The sequence below is a fragment of the Wolbachia endosymbiont (group B) of Chorthippus parallelus genome (assembly GCF_947251815.1).
In the GTDB taxonomy this organism is placed as follows: domain Bacteria; phylum Pseudomonadota; class Alphaproteobacteria; order Rickettsiales; family Anaplasmataceae; genus Wolbachia.
The window spans coordinates 1,600,554-1,612,917 of the sequence record NZ_OX366390.1; the positions used below are offsets into that span (position 1 = coordinate 1,600,554).

Genomic DNA, 12,364 nt, shown 5'->3' on the forward strand with positions numbered 1-12,364 from the left:
TATCATGGAAAAACATATATTTAAAATAGAGGATAAAAATCCGCTCTATAAAAAATTGATTAAACTTCCTGCTGAATATTATATATTAAACAAAAATAGTAAGGTTATCAATTCACATATTGGTACAATTAAAGTAGAGAATATTAATGGTTTAAAGTTAAAGAAGCAGGGAGATAAAATATCTTTATATGAAGGAAACTTACCCCTGCAGGCAGAAAGATCTGATGAAAGTGGAAACTCTATTAAAGAGGATCTTATTGTAGAACAAGAAGCTATAATAAGTACAAATAGAAACAATATTATAGAAAAGCTTGAATCAAAACCTATCTTGATTTCGCTTTACAACATAAAAGATAGTCCTAACTTTGGCCTCAAATTGTCTGGTAGAGATATAACTGGAGTACTCAATTTTATCAATTTTAACGATGAAAATGACCCAGTACTACAAAAAATTCAAGAAGAAAAAGGTGGACTTTATTTTACAATAGAAGGTGATTATATCTATATATCAGATGAAGAAGGAAAATGTCTTCCAGTATGTGAAGATGGTAGTTGCTATAAGTATCAATACACAAAAAATGAACATGATATATTAGAAATTAGTGAGATATCAACAATAATAAAAAACTTAACTAAAACTGAGCAATGCAGTGCACCAGCTAAGGCATGGCAGAATTTTACTTTGCAAAAGGGAAAAGAATTGTCGGATAATATCTATCAAGCAGATATCATGTTAAACGGTAAGCTTGTAGCTACTTTACCAAAAATAGGTTACTGCATGCTTGATGACCAATTGGTCATACATAATCACGTTACAGAAGAAGAGATAAAAATTCCTAGAGACTTTCATTATCTTAAAGTAGTCAAGTCCAGTAGTAATGATGATTATCAATTAACGTTTTGTAATTTCTTAGGTAATGAGTTTTTTGAACATAAAAAATACGATTCTCAATACTCAAATATTCCAGATAAATATCAATATATAAGTTTAAACTGTATGAAAAAGGAATATAAGCCAAATTTCTGCAAGTTACTTAACGATAAACCATCTTTTTTTATTGCAAAAGGAACTACTAATCAAGATTCTTCAGGCCACTGCCCAGCTGATGTATTTGAATTAACAAAAAGTGGAAAAGGTAAGAAAATGGCTACATTAATTGATCAATTTGGCGTTTTTAATAAAGAGGGTAAGTTTCAATATTGTGATTACCATACAAAAGCAGATTACGATGTTTATGATTCTTATAAAATTAATAAAGAGTACACAGCAACAGATGAGTTTCTCTTCAATGATGACATAGTTCTTTATACTATTCCAGAGCTATCTTAACCACGCACAAAGTATATTATAATTGTTTCAATAATTGTTTTTAAAATTGAATCGAGTAGACTTTCAAGCAGTGTAAAAATGTATTCTTTTTAGTTTAGATTCGCTACCATTTTGCCACTCGTTAGTACCGCAGTGGTTTTGTAATAGAACACAAGCTGCAAAAACTTAAGGAAAAAATGGGTCAGTGCTTGACACTGGCATCTAGTTCTTTCTATCAAAAATGCTGTAAAGTGTTCACCAATTTAGTTGGATCCCAGTACTGGGATGACATTATGAAGGCCTAGCAGTTTATGACGGTGTCATTCCAGCGCGTGACGCTGGAATCTAGTTCTTATTACCTGAGTCTTCTGGGTTGTATATTAAATCAAAGTCGCAAGACTATGACAAGCAAGGAGTGATACTGTCAACTGGGTTGATTGGTAAAAATCGTAGGGACCTTAGTACACTCCTAGCTTAAAATAATGTAGTACGAACGGTAGAAGGATCTAAAAGATCGAATTACAACCCTGTATAGCATTTACGTTATTATTTGATTATATTTATAGGTATAAAAATGGCTAGAATAGTTTTTATGGGTATTGATGTTTCAAAAAAAACACTTGATATCTCAATCGACAATAAACATCAGCGTATAGAGAATGAAGAAAGGGCTATATCTGAGTTTATAAGATCAAGAATGACTAACAATATATTTGTTAAGTTATGTGCAGTAGAATCAACAGGCGGTTACGAAAAACTTGTCATAAAATTGTTGCGAGAACATAACATAGCTGTTCATAGAGCTCACCCAAACCGGGTATATGCGTTCGCAAAAGCCTGCAACCACTTTGCAAAAACAGACAAATCAGATGCAAAATTGCTAGAAAAGTATGCCGAATTTATCACGAAAAATGATGAGGTAGTAGAATACATAGTTTCACAAAAGCAAGAAGAACTAAAAGAATTAAGGGCAGTTGAGCGCAACCTAAACGACGATGTTCACGCAAATATGTGTCGTTTACATAAGGTTACAGGGAAAGCTAGGGAATATATAGAAAAACAGGTAGAATTTGCCAAAAAACAATTAGAGCAAATTAGACAGGATATAGAAGGTATAATAAACTCTGACCCTGATTTGAAGGAAAAAAGCAAACTGCTAACTAGCTATAAAGGTGTTGGACGAAAAATAGCAAGTATCCTACTCATAGAGGTACCTGAGCTTGGCAGGCTAGATAATAAGGAAATAGCTTGTCTAATTGGAGTTGCACCAAAAACCAATGAAAGCGGAAGGAAAGTGAGTAAAGCTCAAATCATAGGTGGCAGATTTTATGCTCGAAAAGCATTATACATGTCTGCCGTGGTTGCTATTCGTCATAATAGGAAAATGAAAGCACTTTACCAGCGTTTGGTTGACTCTGGTAAAGCCACTAAGGTTGCATTAGTTGCTGTGATGAGAAAAATCGTCGTTTGTTTAAATGCCATGATAAAAAACAACAATTTTTATCTTGATGCTTAAGACGGTAGGTCCCAGTATCAAGTACTGGGATGACAAGAGAAAGAGGACACTGGAATGACATCATGAGGGCCGGGGTGACATTATGAAGTATAATGCACCCCATAAACTAGACCAAAAAAAAATGGTTGATCCGAGTAGGAAGGTAAAGGGGTAAAAGTATGGCAACAAAAAAATATGAACCAGAGTTAAAAGCAAAGATAGCTTTGGAAGCAATAAAAAATCAAAAAAGCACATCTGAGATATGTAGTGAATATAAAATACCATCAACAAATCTATATGATTGGCGTGATAGAGTATTGGCAAGGTTAAAAGACCTATTTGTTGAAGAAAGTGAAAGTGCGAGAAAACAAAGAATCTTAGCGCAAGAAATAGAAAGTTTACATAAAGTAATAGGAGAATTGACAGTGGAAAATAGTTATTTGAAAAAAAAATTACTGAAATAAGCAAAAAAGATAGAGTAAGGTTTATAGAAAAAGATTCTGATCTATCAATTAGGAAACAGGCTGATTTACTGGGGATTTGCAGATCTAGCCTATATTATAGGCATATAATTAATAACGAAAGTGAAATTTGATTCAAGAAGTATATTTGGCTTCTGATTGCCGTTATGGATATCGTAAAATTACTGCTGAAATCATAGCGAGTGGAGTAGTAGTCAATCACAAAAAAATCTTAAGAATTATGAAAAAAATGAAGATTAGTGGGCTGTATTGTAGAAAAAGATGTAATACAAGTATTAAAGAAAAAAAGCATAAAATATATCCTTATTTACTCAAAGATTTGATTATTTGTAGAGTTAATCAGGTATGGGCTACTATATATTATGGTAGAAGGTAAGTTTGTCTATTTTGTGGCAATAATGGACTTGTATAGTCGCTATATTATTGCTCATTCATTATCACCATATCTCGATGCTGGATTTTGCCTTTATACTCTCAAAGAAGCTCTAAAACAAGGTAAACCTGAGATTTTTAATAGTGATCAAGGAGTGCAGTTTACTAGCTACAACTTTATTATGGAATTAGAGCGTGCTAATATTAAAATTAGTATGGATCATAAAGGACGTTGCTTCGACAATATATTTGTTGAGCGTTTATGGAGAACTTTAAAGCAAGAAGCTATATATTATTATAGACCAAATAGTATCAGAGATTTGAATCTTATAATAAACGATTTTGTTGGTTGGTATAACTATAAAAGGCGACATCAGACTCTACATTATAAAGTTCCTGCTGATCTTTATTATCATAAACAGTAAATGAATATATTGATAAATACTTTAAATGTGTGTCGACGTATTTATCAACATATTCATTTTAAAAATCGGATCACTTTGAAAAAAATGGTCTAGACAAATGGGTGCATTATAAAGACCTAGCAGTTTATGACGGTGTCATTCCAGTGTGGAATCCAGCTTTTTTGTAACTTCATTGAAAATATCGTATAGCTATTTGTTCACAATTAATTCTTCTGGATCCCAGTACTCGGATGATAAGAAAAGAAACACTGGTTTCAATATTTGCATGCATCTGAACAGATACAGATGGCTAAAATATTGAAGAAAGCATACGCGTCAAGTTAAGAGCAACTAGCCTTCTTTGACTTGTTAAGAAAGGTCTTTTTTCCCCAGATTCTATTATCACATGCTGAAATGACATCGAAGGACGCTCTTGCTTCTTCATGTAATTATGCAAAAAGTCCTTTGAATTTTTGCAGCTTGAAAAATCTTTATAAAATTTACTTTCTTTAAATGCTTTAATCTTCTCTTCATTATTTAATGAGCCATATTTAGAAAAATATTCATCTGTAATATAAATATATAAACTAATCAACTCAGGAAAAGTGTAATCAGTTTTGTTGGAAGACTTTAAACACGTAATTGGCAATTTATGTATATCTTTATCAGCTTTTTTCGAATCAATACACTCATCATTTTTTCTTAATATTATATGCTGCTTGAAAAATTCTTCATATTCCTCAAATCCTTCAAATACTTCTTTTTTTTGGTAATCTTTTCTTCTACCGCTTTGATCTATTTTTTCTATTTCTGTTGCAAGTTGCGCTGGCTGTTTTATCGTTTTATCTCCCTCTCGATTAAAGTACATTGTATAAGGAGTAATTGAATTTACGATTTTATATGTCTTCCAGTGGCAGCCAAAAATCTTCAGTACCAATCTGATTATCGGAGCAAGAAAAATTTTTAACTTTGCCATAAAACCAAAGTAATAAAGAGACGCTTGTTTAAGTGAACTAGCGGCATTGCTAACGATACATCTTAAATGTATATCCTTACCCTTAAAATTTTTATGAACCTCTGCAGCTACATGTCCACCAAGGCAGTCTCCAAACAATATGATATCATCTGGCTTTATACCTTTTTCCAATAAGTTAGTTACAACTGCTACACCAGATTTAACTCTATTGCTACGTATCAATGAGTTATTTTTACTTAAACCAAGTCCAGGATAATTAAAAAGATGTACAGTTATCCCTTGCTCTGTGGCCCAATTCCAATTTTGGGAATAATCTTTACCAGGGCTTAACGCTCTATTTCCACCAATAAAGTATATCAGATGTTTTTCACCTTGATTATTGTTTTGATTTTTACCAAGAAGCGTAATTGTCTCTATTTTCATCCCGTTTTGAGTTTTTATAAATTCTCTCTCAGTTTGCTCTCTTATTTCTTTCATATTTTAACTCTCACTATGCTGGTTTAATTACACAACAAAATCTTAAAAAAATCAACAAACCTTAATTTATGAACAATATAAACCTTCTCAAATTCATTGAATTATGCTTTCAAACGGTAGTGCCGGGATGTGAGTATAATGATTATCAATATATAAAAGTCATAGCAGACAGGCTTGAAGCAGCAAGCGCTGGTGAAGCAAGAAGAATAATATTCAATATGCCGCCGCGTTCAATGAAGTCCATTTGTGTAAGTGTTGCATGGCCCGCATGGATACTTGGAAATCAGCCAACTGCAAGAATAATAGTTGCAAGTTATTCTCGGTTGCTTAGCGAAAAGCACTCACTCGATACAAGGTGCATAATGCAATCTGATTGGTATAGAGAGCTATTTCCGAAAGTAGAATTATGCAAAGATCAAAACACTAAATATAAATTTCAAACAGTGCAAAGAGGATGTCGAATTGCAACATCAGTTGGGGGAACATTAACCGGTGAAGGTGGAGATTTCATTATCGTGGATGATCCACTAAGTCCCGCACAAGCTTTGAGCGAAACATTTAGAAAGCGTGCTGCAAACTGGTTTGATCAGGCTTTAGTAACCAGGCTCAACGACAGAAAAAAAGGAGTTATCGTTCTTGTGATGCACAGACTCCATTTAGAAGATTTAACTGGTCACCTCCTCTGTAAACCAAGAAACATATGGCATCATGTCTGTTTACCAATAATAGCTGAAGATAAGGAGATTATTTATTCAGTTAATAATCATATTCCAGAGCATGAACAGGAAATATACTCAAGAAAAGAAGGTCAATTGTTGTATTCCCTAACTGAAGGAAAAGAAGAAATTGAGATGATAAAAGCTGAACTTGGGAGTTATGGTTTTGCTGCTCAATACCAACAAAACCCTCTACCACTTTCAAGTGGTATAATTAAACGAGAGTGGTTGAAGCGCTATAAAAATTTTCCTGATAGCCTCTTGCATGTAACACAAAGTTGGGATACTGCAATTTCAATAAACAATACAAGTGACTTTAGTGTCTGCACTACCTGGACAAAAGTAGATAATACATTCTATTTACTCGATGTATATCGCGCAAAACTTGAATATCCAAAACTTAAAGAGAAAGTTCTATCGCTGGCTGCAAGGTGGAAGCCACACGCAATTTTAATCGAAGCAAAAGCAAGCGGTCAGCAATTGGTTCAGGAGCTCAGGAAAAACAGTGATTTACCTATTATTCAAATAGTACCACATGATGACAAATTAACTCGATTTCACCGAATTGTCCCAATTATAGAATCTGAGCGGGTTTTTCTCCCTAACCAAGCAGTATGGCTTAGCGACTTTGAGTATGAGATTTTAATGTTTCCAGAAACCCGTCACGACGATCAAGTAGACAGTACCGTGCAATATCTTCAGTGGGTGAGAAACAATATTGCTAGAGTGGTAGCTATACGTTCATTGTAGCTTGAAAAGGTTCCTCGGAATTGTGTATAATTTTTTTAACTGAGCTTATTTAACTTATCCATTTTCTAAATGATATTTTAGGGTTTATTGAAATAAATACTACGCAAAAATTCTATCTCTGGGTGCTTAGATGAATATCTTTATATTAGACGAAAATCCTGTAACTGCAGCACAAATGTTATGCGATAAGCACATAGTAAAAATGCCGCTAGAAACTGCTCAATTGCTTAGCAGTGTTTTTTCAATAGCATTAAAAGAGCCAAATCCTTTAGTCAGCATTACAAACCAGAATATAGAAGTTCCATATAAACTTACTCACAAAAACCATCCTTGTTCTTTATGGGCTAGACAATCAAAAGGAAACTTTGATTGGTTAATAAAACATGGAAAAGAATTGTGTATAGAATATAGCTTGCGATACAAAAGAACGCATAAATCCGAAGAAGTTATAGATTGGTGCGATAATAACAAGGATTTGCTAATATTTCGATCAGCTGATATACAAGCTTTTACACAAGCGTTACCTGATCGATATAAATGTAGTAACCCAATAGAAGCATATAGAGAATATTACCTAAAAGAAAAGATGAGATTTGCTAAGTGGGAAAAAGGTAGAGAAGCACCAGATTGGTTGCTAGACAAAATGCTATAGGTTATAAAATTATCCAAACCGATCATAAAAAAGGTAGAATTGAAGTTGCAAAAGCAATGCTGGCTGATAATGTTGATGTTTATCAAGTTTATTGATCTTTCTATTTGTGAGATTAAAGAATTCAGTAAACTGTTATTCCCAGTATATGGTAGGCTACTTGCACTATAGAGTGTCATGTACACATCTGTACTAACAAGCAGAGGTAAATCTAAGTCAGTTTAGATATAACATTTACTTTAAAAAACTTTATTTTACGCTGATATTCTAGCGCTTTTCTGTGGTATTTTGTTGGGGTATAATTTGCAAAACTATCTTCCTTATAGGTTAAAAAATTACACTGCTTTATATGTAACTCTATCCACTCTGCATAATCCTGATGATCAGTTGCAATAAATATTTCACCTGTGACAAGTATTTTTTTTGCTAATAAATTTAAAAATTCCGTATTAATTAACCGTCTTTTGTTGTGACTTCTTTTTGGCCATGGATCTGGAAAGAGAATAAAGAATTTTTCAACACTGTGGTCAGGAAAATTGACAATTAATTCTCTTGCATCTTCTGTCCATATTAAAATATTTTTTATGCTGTGTGCTTCTATGCTTTTTAGCAAGGAAGAGACCCCCTTTAAATAAGGCTCACATCCTATAAATAATAGATCAGATTCATTGAATGCCTGATGGAGCATATTTTCACCATTACCGAAACCTATTTCTACTCGTATTCTTTTTTGTAAGTCTACGATCTTTTTTATAGATTCCTTGCTGTTTTTAATAGAATACTTCTCCAAAACATTCAACTTCAACCTAGATCTTCTGGAAAATGACCTAATCCAATTATTATTCCTAGATAACATATCTTACATAACTTAATCTTTTATAGCTTAAACAATTCTCGAAATGAATTAATGAGAATTTACTTGTCACTAATTATTAATATTATATAATATATGATTTCTAATGAAGTTAAAATTAAAAGGTATGGAAAGTACAGTTGCTATCAAGAGGCTATCATCAAATAGGTTCATAGAAGAGATATTTCAAGATCAATTTGATAATCAAGACAATGACTTTTGTGAAGATTCTTTTGCTAACAAAATCAAAGAAGGAGATGTGGTAGAAGGTATAATCACAAGAAGAAATTCTAATGATATTGTGGTTGATGTTGGTTTAAAGTCAGACGGAAGAATTCTGATTAAGGAGCTCAGTTGTAATGATGATATCACTGTTGGCTCGAAAATTAGAGTTTATGTTGAAAGAATTGAAGATTACCATGGTAATGTTGTTCTTAGTCGTGAGAAAGCAATCAGAGACGAAAAATGGAATAAATTGGAAGAAAGCGCAGTTACAAAAGATGAAGTAACAGGAATCATTAAACGCTCAATTAAATGCGGTTTTATTGTTGATCTTGGTGATGGAATAAGTGCGTTTTTACCGCTGAGTCATGTGGATTTGAAGCAAATAAAAGATGCTAATCACCTTATTGAAACTGAACAAAAATTCATCGTGCTTAAAATGGATAAGAAGCAGGGGAATATTGTAGTATCAAGAAAGCTGGTATTAGAGAAATTGCATGCTGGTGAAAAAATTAAGTTTTTAGAATCTTTAAATGAAGGTGATGTAGTAGAAGGCAAAATAAAAAGCATCACTCACTACGGTGCATTTGTTGGCATTCATGAATCAGATACAGTGGGAGTTATAGATGGGCTGCTACATATTACAGATATCTCTTGGAGTAATGTAAGTCATCCATCTGCAATTTTTTCTTATGGTCAGCATATAAAAACTAAAATTATAAAAATAGATAGAGAAAATGGAAAAATCTCCCTGGGTGTAAAACAATTAGGAGACAATCCTTGGCAAGATCTAGAGTCAAAATGTCCAATTAACAGCGTACACAAAGGATGTGTAACGGGTATAAAAGATTGTGGATTCATTGTTGAGATTAAACCTGGGATTGCGGGTTTGGTACACTCATCAGAAATAACTTGGAGCAAGAATAATTTACCAATCAGTAGTTTTGTAACAATAGGACAAGAAGTGGATGTAAAAATTCTCGGTATTGACATTATTAAAAATAAGATGAGTTTAAGCACAAAAAGGTGCGTAGAGAATCCTTGGCAAGTATTTATTGATAAATATCCTCTTGGTTCTATTGTTTCTGGTAAAGTTAAAAGCAACAATGGTTCACAAATATCTGTGACTTTTGATAATTCTGAGATATCTGAGGACGTAGAAGGAACAATTTATATGCAAAATCTAAGTTGGTCGAAAAACAATTCAGATGAGATAAAAAAGTATAATGTAGGTGATGAAATAGAAGCAAAAGTGATAAGGGCTAACGTAGATCGGACAAGAATTTATCTTGGAGTAAAGCAAATAGAGTATGATCCTCTTGAAGAACTGATAGAGAAAGTTAAAGTAGGGGATAAAATTCAGGTTACTGTAAGTAAGAGAGAGGAAAATGGTCTAATCGTTGAGGTTGAGAACAATGTAACCCTTTTAGTAGATCAAGAGCATTTACCAGAAAATAAAAAGTTTTCTATATCAGAAAAAATACAAGTTGAAGTAGTAGGTGTTGAAAAATATAATATAATATTATCTGCCAAATAACTTCTTGTGCTTCATATAAATGGCAACGAAATCTGATATAACAGCAAGAGTGGCAAAAAAACACCTTTTGTTAGATAAGGTCATTATAGCAGCCATAGTTGATATTTTTTTTCAAGTGTTTTCAAACACGTTGAAATATCATAATAGAGTTGAAATCAGGGGGTTTGGTTCTTTTTCAATTAGAAGCTATAACTTGAAAGAAGCAAGTAATTTGACGTCACAGAAGGTTGCAAAACATCAATACTTTAAAACTTATTTTCGTAGCAGTAAAAAGTTATCCCTCTTGATAAATGAATGAAAATCTATATTGTAGATTTGAAAGTTGTACAATATAGCATCATATGCAAGTAGTAGAAATAGTTATACATAATAACACATATAAAATATCTTGCGAAAGTAAAAAGAAGGACCATTTATTACAACTTGCTAATAGCTTCAACAAGCTAGTTAGCTCCATATCTCAAAGAACTGGAGGTAAGGGCTCAGATGCATTAAATTTCTTACTTGCAGCATTGACTCTCGAAGACAAAATTTTAGAATTAACAAAGCGATTAGACGAAATAAATCAAGAATGCAAAAAGTATAGGGAGGAAAAAAGAGTAGAATATGCTGAAGTATTAGATAGGGTAAACAAGATTATTGGGTGCATAAGTGATTAAAGCAAGCAATCAAATCGACTACCTCACTACTCAAATCAGGGGGGAGAAGTTTCTTACGAGTTATGTAACAATATAATTCGCAATCATCAAGATCAACTATTTTTTCGTATTCAATTAGTTCACTTAAGGAAAATTTATCAAGATATTTCAATGCAAAATGCCCTAAAAGTATATCAGTTTCTTTACAACCCCTATGCCAACTCCTATACATCAGTTTTCTTCTTAATAAGGAGATATCTATCATTGTCATTAAACTTTTTTTTAATTTAAAGACTAAACTAAATACTTGTCAAGCAAGGCGCATTTTAATATACTCAACGTTTGATTAAGATTTAAAACATAGGTGGAATTAATTTCTCATCAACTTAGCGCTGGAATATATTATTTTTTATCGTTTTCTTTAATAATTTCTATCATAGTATTCGTGCATGAATGTGGGCATTATATTGTCGCTAAAGCATGCAAGGTTAAAGTTGAATCTTTTTCTATAGGCTTTGGTCCTGAAATTTTTGGTTTTAACGACAAGTCTGGAACTAGGTGGAAATTAAGTGCCTTTCCATTGGGTGGCTACGTTAAAATGTTAGGGGATACTAATGCAGCAAGCGTTCCTGTTGATCAACAAAAATTAACTGAAGAAGAAAAATTATACTCATTCCATACAAAACCTCGATATCAAAAAGCAGCAATAGTTTTTGCAGGGCCTTTTGCAAACATGATATTTACCGTTATAGCTTTCACAATATTTTTCAGCGTGGCAGGTTATTATCGTACTCCACCAGTAATTGGTAATGTAATTGAAGAAAGTGCAGCAAAGCAAGCTGGCCTATTACCAGGTGACACTATTACACAGATCAATGAGTACAAAATAAAATACTTTGAAGATATTTCACGCGTGATAATGTCCAACCCTGAAACAAGAATAGAAATTAAGTATAGCAGAAATAACGAAGAGTACAGAACTATTCTAACTCCGTTTATAGTTGAGGATAGAGATGTCTTTGGTAACATAATAGAAAGAAAAACTATAGGAATTACCTCAATTAATATGATAGGGTTAAAACAGTCATCTTTTCTTGGAGCTGCTAGCCTATCAGTGAATGAAACCTACCTCACTATGTGTTTAACAATCAAAGCACTCTTTCAAATTGTTGTTGGTAAAAGGAGTATAAATGAAATAGGTGGGCCAATAAAAATTGCAAAATATTCAGGGCAATCAGCTAAAAAGGGACTTATTATGGTTCTATATTTTATGGCAATTATTTCAGCTAATTTAGCTGCAATTAACTTGCTGCCAATACCACTACTAGATGGTGGGCATTTATTTCATTATATTATAGAAGCAGTTATACGTAGAGATTTGAGTTTGAAATATCAAAAATATGCAGTCACTTTTGGTGCTACCATACTGTTTTTGTTGATGGCAGTTGCAATCACAAATGATATTAGGCATCTTTTTTAAGATA

The 12,364-nt window shown here is 32.8% G+C and carries 11 protein-coding genes and 1 pseudogene; 9 read left to right on the forward strand and 3 right to left on the reverse strand.

Going from position 1 to position 12,364, the window contains the following annotated elements:
- Window positions 1-4: 4 nt before the first annotated feature.
- The 3 genes and pseudogenes from OPS21_RS07170 (at window position 5) to OPS21_RS07180 (ending at window position 4,083) form a co-directional block, all read left to right on the forward strand.
- Entirely contained in the window at window positions 5-1,330 is a 1,326-nt protein-coding gene (locus OPS21_RS07170) for a hypothetical protein (RefSeq protein ID WP_264336544.1), read from the forward strand.
- A gap of 553 nt (window positions 1,331-1,883) precedes the next feature.
- Window positions 1,884-2,825 (forward strand): IS110 family RNA-guided transposase, encoded by a 942-nt coding sequence (locus OPS21_RS07175; RefSeq protein ID WP_264336543.1) that lies wholly within the window; start codon window positions 1,884-1,886, stop codon window positions 2,823-2,825.
- 158 nt (window positions 2,826-2,983) lie between these two features.
- A pseudogene (locus OPS21_RS07180) lies at window positions 2,984-4,083 on the forward strand (IS3 family transposase).
- A gap of 289 nt (window positions 4,084-4,372) precedes the next feature.
- On the opposite strand, the gene OPS21_RS07185 reads toward OPS21_RS07180, so the two are convergent.
- Window positions 4,373-5,515, reverse strand: coding sequence for an alpha/beta hydrolase family protein (locus tag OPS21_RS07185; protein ID WP_264336542.1), 1,143 nt, complete (start codon window positions 5,513-5,515; stop codon window positions 4,373-4,375).
- Between the two features lie 68 nt (window positions 5,516-5,583).
- Here OPS21_RS07185 and terL point away from each other — a divergent pair, with 68 nt between their 5' ends.
- Entirely contained in the window at window positions 5,584-6,981 is a 1,398-nt protein-coding gene (gene terL / locus OPS21_RS07190) for a phage terminase large subunit (RefSeq protein WP_264336541.1), read from the forward strand.
- Between the two features lie 130 nt (window positions 6,982-7,111).
- Complete coding sequence (locus OPS21_RS07195) at window positions 7,112-7,633, forward strand: pyrimidine dimer DNA glycosylase/endonuclease V (RefSeq protein WP_006013204.1); 522 nt, start codon at window positions 7,112-7,114, stop codon at window positions 7,631-7,633.
- 208 nt (window positions 7,634-7,841) lie between these two features.
- On the opposite strand, the gene trmB is transcribed toward OPS21_RS07195, so the two are convergent.
- Window positions 7,842-8,486 carry a tRNA (guanosine(46)-N7)-methyltransferase TrmB gene (trmB, locus tag OPS21_RS07200; protein ID WP_063631013.1) on the reverse strand — a complete coding sequence of 215 codons (645 nt, stop codon included), beginning with the start codon at window positions 8,484-8,486 and terminating at the stop codon, window positions 7,842-7,844.
- A 103-nt stretch (window positions 8,487-8,589) separates the two neighbouring features.
- Between trmB and OPS21_RS07205 the strand changes: the two genes are divergently transcribed.
- The 3 genes from OPS21_RS07205 to OPS21_RS07215 are packed head-to-tail and all read left to right on the forward strand — an operon-like array spanning window position 8,590 to window position 10,901.
- Complete coding sequence (locus OPS21_RS07205; protein ID WP_264336540.1) at window positions 8,590-10,242, forward strand: 30S ribosomal protein S1; 1,653 nt, start codon at window positions 8,590-8,592, stop codon at window positions 10,240-10,242.
- 19 nt (window positions 10,243-10,261) lie between these two features.
- The gene (locus tag OPS21_RS07210; RefSeq protein ID WP_006014469.1) at window positions 10,262-10,540 is read left to right on the forward strand and encodes an HU family DNA-binding protein; all 279 of its coding nucleotides are present in this window, start codon (window positions 10,262-10,264) and stop codon (window positions 10,538-10,540) included.
- A gap of 43 nt (window positions 10,541-10,583) precedes the next feature.
- The gene (locus OPS21_RS07215; protein WP_010404232.1) at window positions 10,584-10,901 is read left to right on the forward strand and encodes a cell division protein ZapA; all 318 of its coding nucleotides are present in this window, start codon (window positions 10,584-10,586) and stop codon (window positions 10,899-10,901) included.
- Here OPS21_RS07215 and OPS21_RS07220 read toward each other — a convergent pair.
- A complete protein-coding gene (locus tag OPS21_RS07220) occupies window positions 10,879-11,145 on the reverse strand; it encodes a succinate dehydrogenase assembly factor 2 (protein ID WP_010404229.1) in 267 nt (88 codons plus the stop codon). The genes OPS21_RS07215 and OPS21_RS07220 overlap by 23 nt on opposite strands.
- Window positions 11,146-11,244: 99 nt before the next feature.
- On the opposite strand from OPS21_RS07220, the gene rseP reads away from it, so the two are divergent.
- On the forward strand, window positions 11,245-12,360 hold the full coding sequence (gene rseP / locus OPS21_RS07225) for an RIP metalloprotease RseP (RefSeq protein WP_264336539.1): 1,116 nt from the start codon (window positions 11,245-11,247) through the stop codon (window positions 12,358-12,360).
- Window positions 12,361-12,364: the final 4 nt, after the last annotated feature.